The 16,102-nt window shown below is 65.3% G+C and carries 11 protein-coding genes; 5 read left to right on the top strand and 6 right to left on the bottom strand.

Features of this window, described 5'->3' with window-relative positions; translation table 11 throughout:
* Positions 1–1,134: an ABC transporter permease gene (locus tag QM741_RS16065; protein WP_415208651.1), complete on the bottom strand. Its 1,134-nt coding sequence runs from the start codon at positions 1,132–1,134 to the stop codon at positions 1–3.
* Entirely contained in the window at positions 1,134–2,528 is a 1,395-nt protein-coding gene (locus tag QM741_RS16060; RefSeq protein WP_415208650.1) for a TolC family protein, read from the bottom strand. The genes QM741_RS16065 and QM741_RS16060 overlap by 1 nt, the downstream gene beginning before the upstream one ends.
* A gap of 200 nt (positions 2,529–2,728) precedes the next feature.
* Here QM741_RS16060 and QM741_RS16055 point away from each other — a divergent pair, with 200 nt between their 5' ends.
* The gene (locus QM741_RS16055) at positions 2,729–3,496 is read left to right on the top strand and encodes an NAD kinase (protein ID WP_415208649.1); all 768 of its coding nucleotides are present in this window, start codon (positions 2,729–2,731) and stop codon (positions 3,494–3,496) included.
* A 67-nt stretch (positions 3,497–3,563) separates the two neighbouring features.
* Here QM741_RS16055 and QM741_RS16050 read toward each other — a convergent pair whose 3' ends face one another.
* On the bottom strand, positions 3,564–4,535 hold the full coding sequence (locus tag QM741_RS16050; protein WP_415208648.1) for a hypothetical protein: 972 nt from the start codon (positions 4,533–4,535) through the stop codon (positions 3,564–3,566).
* Here QM741_RS16050 and QM741_RS16045 point away from each other — a divergent pair.
* On the top strand, positions 4,522–4,806 hold the full coding sequence (locus QM741_RS16045; RefSeq protein WP_415208647.1) for a hypothetical protein: 285 nt from the start codon (positions 4,522–4,524) through the stop codon (positions 4,804–4,806). The genes QM741_RS16050 and QM741_RS16045 overlap by 14 nt on opposite strands.
* Here QM741_RS16045 and QM741_RS16040 read toward each other — a convergent pair.
* The gene (locus QM741_RS16040) at positions 4,731–7,541 is read right to left on the bottom strand and encodes a hypothetical protein (protein WP_415208646.1); all 2,811 of its coding nucleotides are present in this window, start codon (positions 7,539–7,541) and stop codon (positions 4,731–4,733) included. The two genes, QM741_RS16045 and QM741_RS16040, sit on opposite strands and share 76 nt — an antisense overlap.
* A 139-nt stretch (positions 7,542–7,680) precedes the next feature.
* Entirely contained in the window at positions 7,681–8,586 is a 906-nt protein-coding gene (locus tag QM741_RS16035; RefSeq protein WP_415208645.1) for a protein-L-isoaspartate O-methyltransferase family protein, read from the bottom strand.
* Positions 8,587–8,755: 169 nt separating this feature from the next.
* On the opposite strand from QM741_RS16035, the gene QM741_RS16030 reads away from it, so the two are divergent.
* Complete coding sequence (locus QM741_RS16030; RefSeq protein ID WP_415208644.1) at positions 8,756–9,910, top strand: dipeptidase; 1,155 nt, start codon at positions 8,756–8,758, stop codon at positions 9,908–9,910.
* 2 nt (positions 9,911–9,912) lie between these two features.
* Positions 9,913–10,365, top strand: a complete 453-nt coding sequence (locus tag QM741_RS16025) for a RidA family protein (protein WP_415208643.1) — start codon at positions 9,913–9,915, stop codon at positions 10,363–10,365.
* Positions 10,366–11,186: 821 nt separating this feature from the next.
* Here QM741_RS16025 and QM741_RS16020 read toward each other — a convergent pair.
* Positions 11,187–14,174, bottom strand: a complete 2,988-nt coding sequence (locus QM741_RS16020) for a M14 family zinc carboxypeptidase (RefSeq protein WP_415208642.1) — start codon at positions 14,172–14,174, stop codon at positions 11,187–11,189.
* 209 nt (positions 14,175–14,383) lie between these two features.
* On the opposite strand from QM741_RS16020, the gene QM741_RS16015 reads away from it, so the two are divergent.
* Complete coding sequence (locus QM741_RS16015) at positions 14,384–16,018, top strand: TldD/PmbA family protein (protein WP_415208641.1); 1,635 nt, start codon at positions 14,384–14,386, stop codon at positions 16,016–16,018.
* The last annotated feature ends 84 nt before the right edge of the window (positions 16,019–16,102 follow it).

The following is a 16,102-nucleotide window of genomic DNA, read 5'->3' as shown; positions in this document are numbered from 1 at the left end:
TCAGCGCAGCAACGTCGCAGGTTCGAGATGATTGATCGCGCCGACCGCGAGGAAGCCGGAGATCAGCGCGATCGCCATGACCAGCGCGCCGCAGGCGATCGCCGCGATGTAGTTGAACGAGATCGGCACGTCCTGCCCGTGCGCGAGCAGCGCCAGCGCGAGGCTGACGAGGCCGCCGACGATCACGCCGATCGTGCCGACCCAGAACGCCTGCTCGAGGATCACGCGGCGCAGCGCGCCGATGCCCGCGCCGAGCGCGTTGAGCATCGCGTACTCGCGCACGGAACTGGCCACGGCGGCGAACAGGGTCTGGCTGGTGATGACGACGCCGACGAGGAAGACGACGAAGGACAGGAAGATGAAGCCCAGACCCGCACCGGTCTCGAACATCCAGTAGGTCGCCGCGTTGTAGGCGAACTCGTCGTGGGTCCACACGGCGAAGCGGTGCGCTGCGGCGACGGGGACGAGGCGGTTGCGCACGGCATCCGGGTCTGCGCCGGGCGCGAGGCGGGCGACGTAGTAGGCGACCTTGTCGCGTTCGGCCGGATCGCCGACCAGCGTGCGCGCGGTCGCGATCGAGGTGACGATGTTGACGCCGCCGAGCGTGCGCAGGCCATTCGCGGCGGCGACGATCCTGACGCGGTGGCCGTTGAGGAAAGCCGTGCCGCCGATGCCAAGGCCGAGTTTGGACAGGTCGGCGGCATCGACAATGACCGCATCCGGCTCGAACAGCAGGGCGCGCTCGGTCGCGCTCAGCACGCGCGAGAACATCAGGCCGTTCGGGTTCGGGTCGATGCCGGAAATGAACACCGAGACGCTGCCGCGCTCGGCCGGTCCGCGCCAGTCGCCGTCGAGCCACTGGAACGGCTCGACCTGGACGACGGCCGGGTCCATGTGCAGCCAGACTTCGGTGTCGCGCGGGATCGGCCGGCCGAGTTCCACCGTCTGCGTGCCCGGGTAGCCGGCCCAGATGTCGCCGCCCGAGCGGCTGACGTAGACGCCGGCGCTCGAGAAGATGCCGAACATCAGCGCCGTCATCATCAGCAGCAACAGGCCCGAGAACGCGACCGCGAGCGCAGCCGGCAGGAATTTGCGCCATTCGTAGATCAGGGTCTTGCGCGCGAGGGCGACCACTACGGCAGCCCTTCGTTCTTCGCATCTTTGGCCAGCGGCGGAATCGTACCGCCGAAAGCCTTGTACAGCGCGATGTAGGCGAGCGAGCGGTCGCGCTCGGCGAGGTTGCGCGCGAGGCGCGCCTGGCTTGCGGCGAGTTCCGCGCTCGCCGTGTCGAGGCCGTCGCCGAGGCCGATGCGCTGCATCGTTTGCGCGGATTTCGCGCTGCGCTGGTTCAATTCCAGCGTCTTCTGCGCGTTCTGCGCGAGCGCGCTTTTCGCATCGAACTGGGCCAGCGCCGTCTGCGCTTCGGCGACGCCTTCGATCACGGCTTCGCGATAGGCGAGCGTGGACGCGTGCAGCGCGCGTTCGCGCGCGTTGGCGATGCTGCGGCGCGCGCCCCAGTCGACGAGGGGAATCGTGATCGACGGGCCCGCGATCGGCACGAAGTCGTTCTGGAACGTGAAATCGCCGGTCAGCGCCGTGGAGGAAATGAACGTGCCGGCCAGGCCGAGCTTCGGCCACAGGTCGGCGCGGGCGATGCCGAGCTCGCCGGCGGCGTGCAGCACGTTCTGCTCGGCGCGGCGGATGTCGGCGCGCGTGCGCACCAGGTCGGCGGGCGTCTGGCGGAAATCGATGGCCGGCAACTGCGGCGACGGCGCGACGTTGCGCAGCGACGGGTCGGGCGTCGTCGTGCCGAGCAGGACGGCGAGCGCCTGCATGGTCTGGGTCACGGTCAGGCCCGGCTCGGCGGCGTCGCCGAGCGCTTGCTGCAGGTCGGCTTGCGCGCGGTCGAGTTCGAGCTGCGTGCCGAGGCGAAGGGCGAGACGCTTCTGCGCGAGTTCGACCTGCCTGCGCCGCGTTGCGACGGTGTCGTCGAGGACCTGCGCGCGCGCCTGCGCCGCACGCAGTTCGATGTAGTTGCGCGCGACTTCGGCGGTGACCGAAACGCGCGCGGCCACCTCGTCGATGATCGCGAGGTTTTCGTCGGCGAGGTTGATGCGATTGTTACCCGTGTCGCGGCCGAAGAGGCCGAATTCCCAGATCGAATCAAGCCCGACTTCGAGATAGCCCGTGCGCGCGTTCGGCGCGGTTTCGACGTAGGTGCGGAAGTTGAGGTTCGGCCAGAACGCGCTGCGCTGGGCATGGCGCACGGCGCGCGCCGCCTGCAAACGCTCGCCGGCGATCCGCACGTTGAGGTTGTCCTTCAGCGCGCGCTCGATCAGCTCGTCGAGAACCGGATCGTTGAACGCGCGCCACCAGCGCTCGAGGTCCGGCGCAAGACCGCCTGCCGCGGCGTTGCGCGCTTGCCAGTCCGTGGGCGTGTCGTGCACAAGATCGGGAACCGTGGTGTGCAGCGGTCCGCAGCCGGCAAGCGCCAGCGCGCACGCCAGCGCACCGGCGCACGACTGCACAACCGTTGGCAAATGTAACGGCGCGCGGCCGAGCAAAAACATCAAGCGCCGGACCGGGCCGCGAGGCATGCCTGCGAAGATCATCCCCTATTGTCGCTTGGAACGCGGCGAATATGCGAGATGCGGTGGAATTGCCGCCGATTGTCCGGCTGTGCAACCGATCCGGTTAGAATCGAGACCTGCATTCGCGTGGAGCCGCCGTGACCCAGCCTCGTATCGCTTTCGTCGCCAGTCGGGCCGAGGAGGCGCAATCCGCGCTGGCGCAGGTTCGCGCGCAGTACGCGGAGGTGCCGTTGGAGCAGGCCGACGTGATCGTCGCGCTCGGCGGCGACGGTTTCATGCTGCGCACCCTGCATCGCCACCTTGCCCTGGAAAAGCCGGTGTACGGCATGAAGCTCGGCACGGTCGGCTTCCTGATGAACCAGTTCCGTCTCGATGGCCTGGCCGAACGCATCGTGCGCGCGCAACCGACCGCGCTCAAACCCCTGGTGATGGAAGCGGTCGGCGAATCGGGCGGCACCGCGACCTCGCTCGCGTTCAACGAAGTCTCGCTGCTGCGCCAGACCAAGCAGGCCGCGCACATCCGCGTCTCGCTCAACGGCGCGGTGAAGATTGACGAGCTGATGTGCGATGGCGTGCTCGTCTCGACGACCGCGGGTTCGACCGCGTACAACCTTTCCGCGCATGGGCCGATCCTGCCGCTCGGCGCCGACGTGCTCGCGTTGACGCCGATCAGCCCGTTCCGTCCACGGCGCTGGCGCGGCGCGATCCTGCGCGCGGCCACGCGGGTCAAGCTCGAAGTGCTCGATCCGTACAAGCGCCCGGTCAGCGCGACGGCCGATTCGAACGAGGTGCGCGACGTGATCGAAGTCACCGTGTACGAATCGCGCGACCGCACCGTCGACCTGTTGTTCGATCCCGAGCACAATCTCGAAGACCGGATATTGAACGAGCAATTCGCCTACTGAGACGGCCTGCATTTTGCCCGTCGTTCCCGCGCAGGCTGCAACGACGGGCGCAGAGCCGGGCGCGAAACTACTTCGGCCTATGACCCGTTTTCGCGGCGGCGGTCGCCGCGCGGGTCTTCGGATAGCCCGGAATGCGCGAGAGCAGCCATGTCAGCGGGTTCTGCGTCCAGGCCTGGGTGACGAAGTCGTTGTGATGGGTCCAGTCCAGTCCGCTGTCGACGAAGGCGACGGTGCCGGAACGAAGCAATTTCGGCGGCTTGGTCGTGTAACGCAGGTTGGCGTCGTCGAGTTCGGCTTGGAGCGCCTCGTTCTGCTCCCGCGTCGATTCGGTGCTGGCGCTGAAGAAGAACGCGGAGCCGTGCATGCGCTCGATCCATGCGGTGAATTTATCGATCTGGCCGTACAGCGCGTCGAGCAGGATCACGCCGTGCAGGCGCGAACCGATCTGGCCGACCGCGAGCGACCAGGACGCGGGCAGATAGCCGCCCGAATAGGCGACGAGCACGACCTTCGACGGCTTGAACGCACTCTCGACGCGCCTGTCGTGGTATTGCTGCGCGAGTTTTTGCGCGGCTTCCTCGACGAATTTCCTGAACACGCCGCGCTGCCAGAAGCGACCCGCACTCGAATCGGCCGCATCGACCGCGAACTGCGGCGCGACGAGCACGGCGTTGAGGCCGCTGGCGGCGAGCTGGGCGGCGACCTGCTGGCGGTCGAGCACGTCGCGCGACAAGGTCGCGCCGTTGCCGTGGAAGAAGACGACGATCAGCGCCGGCTTGCGCACGTCGAAACCCTGCGGCAGGTACAGCAGCACGCGGTTGTCGTTGAACGTTTCGTCTTCCCAGTGCACCGAGTTGTCGCGCGGCGAGACGTGGCCCTTGCGGCTGCCGTCGACCTTGTCGAGGAATTTCTTGCCGGAATCAGGAATCAAGCCGCGGAACGGGAACGGCGCGTAGTCGAACGGCACGAAGGCGGTGATCGGAGTCTTGAGCGGTGCGGTTGGCACCTTGGGCGCGGCCGGCTGCTTGATCGATGCCACGGGTCTGCCATTGCTTGCCGAGGCCAAGGCAGGAACCGATGATGAGAGGAAGCTGACAAGCATCGTCATTCCGGCGAAAGCCGGAATCCAGCGTCTTGGCTTTGCATTGCGATGGCCACAAAAAGAAAAAAAGACGCTCGATTCCGACTTTCGCCGGAATGACGAGCAAATGCTTTCGCGTATCTCCGAGGTCATTCAAGCTGTCGCGATTTTGCGTTCATTGCGCAGCGGCAAAAATATCGCAAAAAACGCCGGCGCGGCGATCAGGTAGGCGATGCCGCTGATCTGCAGCGCGGTGGCGAGGCCGAACGAGGTGGCGATGATCGGCACGAGCGCCGCGCCGATCACCGAGAACGAGCCGTTGATGCCCCAGGCCCAGAGGAACATCGCGTTCTTGCCGAGACGGCCGAGCCAGGTCATCGCGGTCGACATCGGGAAGCCCATCAGGAACGCGGGCGGCGCGATCAGCAGGAAGCAGCAGACCAGGCGCAACGCGTAGGGCAGGCGCCCGATCGCGTCGAGGATCGGATCGATGACGAAGCCGTACGCGATCAGCAGCGCGCCGATCGCGACGAAGATGATCGGCATCGTCACCTTCGCGCGCTCCATGAAGCGTTCCGAGGTGAGGCTGCCGAGACCCGAGAACACGAGCATGCCGGTGATCAGGATCGAGGCGGACACGGTCGGATTGCCGAGCGGCAGCACGAACTTTGCGATCAGTGCGACCTCGACCATGATGTAGCCGAGGCCGAGGCAGGCGAAGTAGGCGATGACGCGCAATTGGCCCGGCGTGCGCGAAAAGATTGTGCGCCAGCCGACCAATACAGGAATCGCGACGAGCACAAGCGCGGCGATCGCGGCGATGCCGAGCGTGGCCCAGAGCAGCAGATAGCCCCATTCGTCCTGGAAGATTTCGAGGCGGTCGGTCGTGCGGGCAAGGTCGCCCGGCTTCACGTACGCGGCGAAGTAGGGGCGGTTGTTGGTCAGCGGCCGCGCGTCGAACACGTAGCTGGCGAGGTCGGTGCCGTTGCCGTGCAGCAGCGAATGCCAGGCGAGCTGGCCCATGACGATCGCGGGAACCGGAGCCGGTGCGGCGTCGGCCACGGTGGTGTTCGCATCCGGCCCGGTGGGGTCGACGGTCGGGCCGGCGGGATCGGATGCCGGTCCGGTGGAATCGGCGCCGGTGGTCGGCGCGGTCGGATCGGCCTGCGCCGCCGCCGTCGGCTCCGTGGCCGGCACGATCGCGGTACTCGCCTTTGGCTTCGCGTCGCCGCTGGCGATGCCGGCCGCGGCGGCGGATTTCGCGGTTTCGTCTTCGCCGAAGATGCTTTCGCGGTAAGACTTGAGACTTTCGGCGATCTGCTTGGTGTCGAACTCGAAGCCCGGATAGGTGAGTTCATCCCAGCTCATCGCATGCGTGTAGGCATGCAGTTTTTCGATGTCGTCGGCGGAGAAGCCGCCGCGCTTGTATAGCACGGTCGCGGTCGAAAGATAGCTGGCGACGGCGTAGAACTCCTTCGATACGTCGGCTTTGGGATCGACGTCGCGCGCCGCGTCGACCATGGTCGCGTAGAGCTTGAGCACCGACTTCGGCGGCTCTTCCTTGTTCCACAGCGTCACCGAGAGCACGCCGCCGTCGGCGAGCGCGCGCATGTAGGCGCGCATCGCTTCGCGCGTGTAGGCGTATTTCTCGACGATCGCGAAGCCGCCGGGACTCGACAGGCCGGCCGAATCGGCGAGCGACAGGTCGATGACGTCGTAGCGCTGGTCGGTGTTGGCGAGGTAGAGGCGCCCGTCGTAGTCGATCACGTCGAGCTTGGGATCGTCGAGGATGTCGCCAGAGAAATCGCGCAGGCCCTTGTCGTTGCGGAACGCGTTGAGGATTTCCGGATTGCCCTCGGCCACGGTCACGTGCTTCGAGTCGTGCAGGGCGACGCGCGTCGAGATGCCGCCGCCGAACTGCACGACGAACGTGACCGGGTCCTTCTTGACGACGTACGGATAGTTCATCGGCAGATAGCGGAAATAGGCGCTTTCCGTGTCGTCGAGCTTGCGCATCACGCCCATCGGGCCTTCGCTGTCGATGTACATGCCGAGGTAGGCGTTCGCCGGCATCTCGGGCAGGTTGAATCCGGCGTTGTCGGACAGGCCCGGCGCGAAGTGCAGGTACGAACTCGAATAGACCTCGAGATAGCCGAATGGCGACGCGTTCTCGTAGACGCGCTGGTTGTCCGGGAACTTGCGCGCGTAGGACACGCCTTTGTAGTCGGATACGGCGAGCTTGGGGATCGCAAGCTGCTGCGGCAGCCAGAAATGACCGGCGATGCAGAGCGCGGCAAGCACGAACAGCGTGATGAGAGAGCCGCTGCGTTTCGCCTGCGCAAGAAACCAGACGATACCCGCCGTGAACCACAGTGCCAGCGGCACGACGACAAGATTTTCCGGACGGAACAGGTACAGGCAGCCGAGCAGCAGCAAGCCGCCCGCGCCCGCGCCGACGAGATCGGCGAAATAGATGCGGCCGAACGTCTCTTTCATGCGCAGGAACACCGCGCCGAGGAAAAACGCGCCGGCGAGGAACGGTGTCAGATACAGCACGAAGTTGCCGAACAGCTTCCACTTCTGCACGGGGTCCGAAATGAGGAAGATCGCGTTGAACGGAATCTGCTGCGCGAGCAGGTTCGCCGCAACGATCAGCGGGCCGAATGCGAGCAGCGAGACGTTGGCGACGCCCTGCCAGTGTTTGTCGAACCAGTCGTTCGCCGCGCACATGACGACGGAAGTGAGGCCGAAACCCATCATCGCGAGGCTGACGACCATCGAGCCGAAATGCGCCCACGAGGCGACACTGAAGATGCGCATGATCGAAATCTGCAGCGCAATCACGGCGCCGGCGATCAGGGCGACGGCGAGGTAGAAAAGGAAGTTGGTTTTGGCGCGGGGCGCGCCCAAAAGAAAAGCCGATCGCGGTGGCGCGGTCGGCGTGGAAAGCGTGGACGTTGTCATGCTGTTGTTTGCTCTGGCTCGTCATTCCCGCGAAGGCGGGAATCCGGTTCTTGATCTTCTTCGTGGCGGAATAGAGCCAAAAAAAGAACTGGATTCCGGGCTCCGCCTGCGGCGGCCCCGGAATGACGAGCGGGAGTGCTTATTTGGTGTCTTTGGCATCACCGTTGTGCGCGCCCTTGATTTCGCCGTCGACGAGCTTGGTGAACGGCACGAACGGCACGACCTTGTTGAAGATGTCGCTGCGCGACACCGTGATGCTGCCGTCGGCGCCCTGGTGCTTGATCACCTTGAGCACGCGCTGCGCGCCCGGCGGGCCGACCGGGATCACCATGACGCCGTTCGGCTTCAACTGCTTGAGCAACGGCGGCGGAATGTGGTCGATGCCGCAGGTGACGACGATCTTGTCGAACGGGCCGTTCTCCTCCCAGCCGTAGTAGCCGTCGGCCTGCTTGCTCGTGATCGCCTTGAACTCGGTGTAGCCGTCGCCGATGAGCTCGTCGTAGACGCTGCGCGTGCGCTCGGCCAGCGGCTTGATGATCTCGATGCTGTAGCACTTGTCGGTCAGGTGCGAGAGAAAGGCCGACTGGTAGCCCGAACCGGTGCCGATTTCGAGCACCTTCTCGCCGGTCTGCACGTTGAGCACCTGGGTCATGCGGCCGACCGCGTGCGGGCCGGAAATCGTCACGCCGTAACCGATGTCGAGGAAGGCGCTTTCGTAGGCGTGCACGCGGTTGACCGGGCGGCAGAAGTCCTCGCGCGGGGTCAGCAGGAACGCGCGCTTGTTGCGCTCGTCGGTCAAGTCCTTGTTCTGCACCATCGCGTACATGCGGTTCCAGCGCTGGGCGAGGAACTTCGCATCCTCGCCGCGGTTCTTCACCGCCCACTCGACGAACGCCTCGCGATTGTCGATCGGCACCTTCATGTCCCAGGTGAACGGCACCGGCACCTTGTTTTCCGCGCCGGAAATGCTGGCGCGGGCGATTCCGGCGAGCGGGGCGGCGGCAACCGCGGCGATCGAACCGAGGACGAATTGGCGTCTATCCACTGGGGCAAGCTCCTGAAAAGAAAGGCGGAAGGTCGATGCCATAGGATACGGGAAATGGATCGCGAATGCCGCTGTCGCCGTGGCCGGAGCGGGTCCGTTCAGAGGCGGTTTGCTGGCAATCGGACACGTCGTCGCGGCAGAATCGAGCTTTTCCGTGGAGCACTCGCACATGAATTCCGTTACGTCCCGCCGCAGCTTTCTTTCTGCCGCAGGAGCAATCAGTGCGGCTGCGATGTTGCCGCTTTCCGGTCGATCCGCGACGGCAACCGCACCGCTGCCCAAGCCCGCTTGGGGCGGATATGACGACGCGATCGTCATCGATTCGCTTGGTACTCCCGGCATCTATGGCAGTGAAGATCTTGCACCGCTGACTTCCACCGCGATCGACGATGTTCGCAAATCGGGCATTAGCGCCGTGAATCTGACCGTTGGCGAGGTTGGCAGCTATAGTCAGAATTACAACGAGACGATAAAAAACATCGCCTATTGGAATGCCGAGATTGCGACTCACGCAGATGCGCTCGTACTCGTGCGCAACTTCAGGGATATTGTCGAAGCCAAGCACAGCAAGAGACTCGGCATCATCTACGGCTTTCAGGATTCGACGTCCCTCGGTGAAGATATCGACCGTGTCGATATGTTCGGCCAGCTTGGCGTGCGCATCTACCAGCTCACCTACAACAAGCGCAATCTCGTCGGCGACGGTTGCCTGGAGCCGGCCAATGCCGGGCTCTCCGTGTTCGGTCGCAAACTCGTCGAGAAATTGAACGAGCGCAAGGCGCTGGTCGACCTCTCGCACGCGGGCCAGCGCACAACGCTCGACGCGGCAGCGGCATCGAAGGCGCCGATCGCGATCACGCACACCGGCTGCGCCGCGATCGCGCCGTTTCCGCGCAACAAGACCGACGAGGAACTGAAGGCGGTTGCCGACAAGGGCGGCTACGTCGGCATCTACCTGATGCCGTTCCTGCGCAGCAAGGGTCAGCCGATGGCCGTCGACCTGATCGCGCACATCGAGCACGCGATCGACGTCTGCGGCGAGGACCATGTCGGCATCGGCAGCGACGGCGTGATTTCACCGGTCGCGGTCACACCCGAATTCAAGAAGAAGTTCGCCGACGAGATCGAGGACCGGCGCAAACGCGGCATTTCGGCGCCTGGCGAGGATCCGAACGTTTATACGTTCATCCCCGACCTCAACTGCGCCAACCGTTTCGAGCGTGTCGCCGAGCTGCTTGCCGCGCGCAAGCACCCGGATGCACGCATCGCGAAAATCCTCGGCGGCAACTTCGCCCGTTTGTTGAACGATGTATGGGGAACCTGAAGATGAATCTTGCGAACACGATGAAATCGGTCGTCCTGAGCGTTTCGATCCTGGCGGCTTCGGTTGCGGCGGCCGTCGAACCCGAATATTTCCCGCGCAAGGCGGCACCGGGACAGAACTATCCGTTCTCCGAAGCGGTGCGCGTCGGCGACATGCTGTATCTGTCCGGCGATATCGCCGTCGGTGCCGATGGCAAGCTCGTCTCCGGCGGCATCAAGGCGGAGGCGAAGCAGGTGATGGACAATATCGGCGCCAACCTCGCGCGCCACGGTTCGTCGTTCGACCGCGTCGTCCAGTGCACGGTCGCGCTGGCGGATATCGCCGACTGGCCGGCATTCAACGAGGTTTACAAGGGTTATTTCGGCAAGCACTTCCCGGCGCGCATGGCATACGCCACGGGTGGCCTCGCGCTTGGCGCGAAGGTCGAGGTGCAGTGCAATGCCGTCGTGAAGTAGGGGCGCGATTCATCGCACCCGCTCCAGCTCGTCATTCCCGCGAAAGCGGGAATCCAGCTTTTGCTCTGGCTTTTGATTCTTACGCGGCCGCGTCCCTTCGCCTTTCCGCGCGCGTCCGGCGCGCGGGTCACTTTTCTTTGCTTGCCCAAAGAAAAGTAACCAAAAGAAATGCACCCCGGATGCCGCGCCGCCTACGGCGGTTCGCGAGGCCATGCCGGGGTTCGTTGATTGTACGTCCGTGTGCGTGCAACGAACTCGCGCGCATCGTGCGCGCGATCCTTGCGGGCATTTCCGTCCTGCCCTCGCCGCGGCAAACGGGGACCCGAAGATCAAAGGCAAGATCACGAGCGCCCCTTTCAGTCGCTTCGCGACAGCTTCCCCCGCAAGCGGGGGAAGCAAAGACTTTTGCTTTTCGCCGTTGCTCTTTGCTCTTGATTTTCCTCCCCTTCACCGCACCGAGCATCGCAGGTGGCGGCGGGGGAAAGGCGCGCATGTCCGAGCGCAGGGATGCGCGAGTTCGCGCCGGCCCGCCGGCGCCGAGAAGCGCAGGGCACCTCGCGGCTCTATCGCGAGGTGCGGTGTCGGGGGTGGCGTCTTTTTGGTTACTTTTTCTTCGCTGTTGAAGAAAAAGTGACCCGCTCGTCCGCAGGACGAGTGGAAGCTTTGGCTCTAAAAACACAACATCAAAAAAGATGCTGGATTACACGCGGCAGCCCTGCCGCGTACCCTCCGGGCCATTCACCCCACGAATGTTCGCTCCGGCATCCCGCCTGCGCAGCCCCGTCAAGAGCATGCGGGAACGACAGGCCATAGCCGCATGGCTACAACTTGTCGTAGTTCAGGATCGCGTTGAACACCAGTCCATAGGTGCCGATCGTCTGCCCGCGCCAGATCGGATTGGTCGCGAACAGGACGACGTGGCCGCGGCCATAATGCGCCTCGACGACAGCCGCGTGCTCGGCGAGCGAGCCTGCGCCTTGCAGCAGGCCGGCGACAAGCAGGTCGTCGGCGTCGCCGAAGCGCACGATGGCGTGCGGGCGCTGGTCCGTGGGGATCACGGTGGACGGGAAGAACGGGTTCGGCCGCGCCTGGTCGACGTTGAGCGGCGTGGCCTCCCATGCCTTCGGCGCGGGCAGTTCGGGGGCTTCCGCGACGATGCGGCCTTCCGGAGCGTCCGCGTCGTGCGGACCGCCGCGGCCGGTCGGGCGCTTGAAATCCTTCGCGGTCGGCAGGCCGTCGTCGCCGGTAAGCAGGTTGCTGAGCTTGAACGAGAGTCCGTCGGCGCTGTACATCGCGAATTCCTTGCCGTAGCCGTAGGTCACCGGATGCGTTTCGTCGACGGCCACGCCCTGCAGGATGCTGCCGACGACCCGGATATCCTTCGCCGGCGCGACCGAGACGCCCGGCGCGAGGCCGACGTCGATCGCGAACTTCGCCGCGTCGCCCGCGACGAGCAGCAGGCCGCCCTGTTCGACGAAACGCTGCAAGTGCGCGAGGCCCGATGCGCCGAGGCCGGGACGGATGTCGTCGGTTTCGTCGATGCCCATGTTCGGCGTCAGCGCGGTCTTCTTCCACGGCATTGGATTGCCCCAGAGCGGAAGGCCGTTGAGCACGAGCTGCGAGTTGTCGGCACCGATCGGCGCGAACAGGATCACGTCGTACTTGCCGCGCAGGTTGTCGCTGCGCGCGGCGGTTTGGGTCGAGATGTAGTCGTAGGGGACGCCGAGCTTGTCGAGCGCCTGGCGCCACCAGCCTTCGGTCTGGGTCGACAACCATGTGTGCATCAGCGCGATGCGCGGCGCGGCCAGCGCGTGCGTCGACACGCCCGGCGCGGAGGCGACGGCCCAGGCGTCGAGACCGAGTTCCTGTAACTTTTTGGAAAACGCCGCATTGTCCACTTTGCGCACGATCCACGCGCCGGCGCCGAAATGGCGGCTGGCGGCGTCGAACGGCTTTTCGGCGACGGCGACGTCGGCGCCCTGGAGCGCGTAGCGCAGCGTCATCAGCGCGGTGTCGGCGTGGTTGTCGATCAGGTAGACGTTGCCGCTGCCTTGCACGCCGCCGCGTGCGGGCACGGGTTCGCGCAGCGTTTCCATCGGCGCCTTGAGAACGGCGTTTTCGGCGACGCGCACGACTTCCGCGCCGAACATGTCGCCGAGCGCCCAGGCCGTGTCGTCGTAGGGATGCTTCTGCGGATCGTCGGGCGACCAGTACTGGCGGTCGAGCAGCGTGTCGGCGATGCGCGAGTAGGGCTGGTCCATGCGCACGACGTAGCTGCCGGCAGGGAAGGTGCGCGCGATCGTCTTCGGTTTGGCGTCCTGCGGTGGCTTGTCGTCTTTCTTCGCCTCGTCCTTGGCGTCGTTCCTCGCCGGCGCCGCCACCTGCACCGTGACCGGCGCCGTCGTGCGGCTCACTTCGGCGTGCTGCAACTGGAGCACGCGCAGCAGTTGGCGTTGCGCGTCGCGGTGCACGTCGTCGGCGGACAACATGTAGGCGGCGGGGCCGGCTGTCTGCGGCTTCTCGATCGAGCGCTTGCCCTTGAGCCAGAAGTTGCGCAGAAACGTCTTTTCGTTGTCGGCGAAATAGTTGAGCGTCGCGAGCAGCGCGCTCTGCTCGTAGTTGTTGTTGTCGCGCTGCGACCAGAGCACCTTCGGCAGCGGCGGATTCGGCCGGTACCAGGTGCGCGCGTACTCGGACGGATCGAGGATGCGCTCGACCGTGTCGGCGCCGGAATTGCCGAAGGTTTCGTAGAGCCGGCTGATGCCGTTGTGCATCGCCGCCATGAACATGAGATAGCCCGGACTCCAGGTGTCGAAGTCGCCATGCGTGAATGCGCCCGGCATGCCGAACTTGGTCAGCTCCTGCACGTTGCTCCAGCCGAGCTGCTGCCACTCGCCGACGAGGATCGGATCGACCCAGGCGTTGTACGGGCCGTCGCCGACCGTGTTGTCGTAGAGGAACGGCACCGACTCGTGCAGGTCGTGCAGCACCTGCGCGTGCCAGCCCAGGTACGTGTCGAGCACGTTGCGGCTGAGGTTGAGCGTGAGGCCCATCGCGTCGCGGTTGTTGTCGTGGGCGACGTAGTGGCCCCAGTACAGGAGCGGTGGCGGCGTCTTGTCGGGATTGGCGCGGTGCCAGTTGTAGAGGTCGACCATGCGGTCGCGGCCGTCGGTCTCGACCACGGGCGTGATCAGCGTGATGACGTGCGAGCGTATTTTCTTGATGTACGGCGCATCGTCGACGGCGAGGCGGTAGGCGAGCTCCATCAGCGCGGTCGGCGCGCCGGTCTCGGGCGAGTGGATCGTGCCGGTGATGTAGTAGACCGGCGCCGTCTGCGCGATCAGCGCGTCGGCTTTGGCGTCGTCCATTTGCATGCTTCGCGGATCGGCGAGCTGGGCGAGGCGCGCGTCGTTGTCCTTGAGGTTGGCGAGCAGCGATTCGTCGGCGACCGCGGCGGCGATCATCTCGCGGCCTTCCTCGCTCTTGCCGATGCGGAACACTTTCACGCGCGGCGTGGATGCGGCGAGCAGGTCGAAATAGCGCGTCACGTCCTTCGTGTAAGGCAGCATGTTCGGCGCGCCGGACACGTCGCCGAGCACCTTGGCCGGCGTCGGCACCGTGCTCGAGGCGGGCAGATAGTCGGTCAGCGGCGAATTGAATTGCGGGGCGGTCGTGTACTCGGCGATTTTCTTTCCGTAGGCCGCGTCGAGCGCCTGCTGCGGATCGCGGCCGTACATGCCGGCATGGGCCGGCGTCGCCACGACGAGCGATGCGGCCAAGGCGAGGGCGAAAACGAAACGGTCGGACATGTTGGATTCCCGGGCGAAGGAGTGCGGAGCATAGCCGGATTGGCTGCGGATGGGAGGGTGCGGTCGGCAAGGTCGTTTGCGTTCGCGCAGGATCGCCGGCATGACTCGATCGCGTTCGTGACGTTTGGCATATGACGAACGGCGCCGACTTTGCGAAGGTTCCACGGATGGCATTCGGCGTCGTGCCGCGCATCCAACCGGGAGAGACGATGGACAGACGAGATTTCCTCAAGATCACCGGCGTGGGCCTCGGCGGCCTGGCGCTGCCTGCGTTCTACGGGCGTGCGATCGCGGCCGAGGAACTGATCGGCACGATCGACGTGGCGACGAAGAAGAAGCTCGCCGACGTCGCGCTCAACGCGGCCAGGTCCGGCGGTGCGACGTACTGCGACGTGCGCATCGGCCGCTATCTGCGCCAGTTCGTCATCACGCGCGAGGACAAGGTGCAGAACGTCGTCAACACCGAATCCTGCGGCATCGGCATCCGCGTGATCGCCAAGGGTTCGTGGGGCTTCGCCGCGACCAGCGATCTGTCCAACGACGCCGTGGCCAAGGCCACCGCGCAGGCGGTGGCGATCGCCAGGGCGAACGGGCGCCTGCGCAGCGAGCCGGTGCAGCTTGCGCCGGTGAAGGGCGCCGGCGAAGTATCGTGGAAGACGCCGATCGTCCGGAACGCGATGGAAGTGCCGATCAAGGACAAGGTCGACCTGCTGCTCGGCGTCAACGCCGAGGCGATCAAGGCCGGCGCGAGTTTCGTCAATTCGATGCTGTTCGCGGTCAACGAGCAGAAGTACTTCGCCTCGACCGACGGCTCCTACATCGACCAGGACGTGCACCGCATCTGGGCGCCGATGCGCGTGACCGCGGTCGACAAGGCCACCGGCAAGTTCCGCGTGCGTGCGGGCCTGTCCGCGCCGCGCGGCATGGGTTACGAATATCTCGACGCGAAGCCGGGCGACAAGGTGGAACTGCCCTGCGGCGCGCTCGTCTACCGCGACTCCTACGACATGAAGGCCGACGCGATCGCGGCGGCGAAGCAGGCGAAGGAAAAGCTCACCGCCACCTCGGTCAAGCCGGGCAAGTACGATCTCATGCTCGATCCTTCGCACCTGTGGCTCACGATCCACGAATCGGTCGGCCACCCGACCGAACTCGACCGCGTGCTCGGCTACGAGGCCAACTTCGCCGGCACCAGCTTCGCCACGCTCGACAAGTGGCGCGACAAGTTCAAGTACGGCAGCGACAAGGTCACGATCACCGCCGACAAGATCGAGAAAGGCACGCTCGGCGCGGTCGGCTACGACGACGAAGGCGTCAAGACGCAGAAGTGGGACCTCATCAAGGACGGCGTGCTCGTCAACTACCAGGCGATCCGCGACCAGGCGCACATCCTCGGCCTCAAGGAATCGCAGGGCTGCTGCTACGCCGACAACTGGTCCAGCGTGCAATTCCAGCGCATGGCCAACGTCTCGCTGCAGCCGGGCAAAACGAAGCTTGCGCCGGCAGAGATGATCAAGGACATCGAGAACGGCATCTACATCGTCGGCGACGGTTCGTTCTCGATCGACCAGCAGCGTTACAACGCCCAGTTCGGCGGCCAGTTGTTCTACGAGATCAAGAACGGCAAAGTCACCCAGCCGATCGAGGACGTCGCCTACCAGATCCGCACGCCGGAGTTCTGGAACTCGTGCGTCGCCGTCTGCGACGGGAGCGATTTCCGCTACGGCGGCTCGTTCTTCGACGGCAAGGGCCAGCCGGGCCAGGTTTCGGCCGTTTCGCACGGCGCGAGCACGGCGCGCTTCAACGGCGTCAACGTCATCAATACCGCGCGCAGCCTCGGCTGAGAAGCGGGGCCGAGCGCTGGGGGCCGGGGGCTGAAAGCCCGCACGCCCATCGCTTTTCGGCCCTCGGCCCCTCGATTCAAGGAG

This window comes from Rudaea sp. (genome assembly GCF_047601565.1).
Classification (GTDB): Bacteria; Pseudomonadota; Gammaproteobacteria; order Xanthomonadales; family Rhodanobacteraceae; genus Rudaea.
The sequence above is the reverse complement of the archived record's forward strand: the minus strand, read 5'-3'. Positions and strand labels throughout refer to the sequence as shown.

Coding starts and splice junctions, on each gene's coding strand:
- QM741_RS16015 (WP_415208641.1), top strand. CDS start 14,384: ATGGACAGACGAGATTTCCTCAAGATCACCGGCGTGGGCCTCGGCGGC.
- QM741_RS16025 (WP_415208643.1), top strand. CDS start 9,913: ATGAATCTTGCGAACACGATGAAATCGGTCGTCCTGAGCGTTTCGATC.
- QM741_RS16020 (WP_415208642.1), bottom strand. CDS start 14,174: ATGTCCGACCGTTTCGTTTTCGCCCTCGCCTTGGCCGCATCGCTCGTC.
- QM741_RS16030 (WP_415208644.1), top strand. CDS start 8,756: ATGAATTCCGTTACGTCCCGCCGCAGCTTTCTTTCTGCCGCAGGAGCA.
- QM741_RS16040 (WP_415208646.1), bottom strand. CDS start 7,541: ATGACAACGTCCACGCTTTCCACGCCGACCGCGCCACCGCGATCGGCT.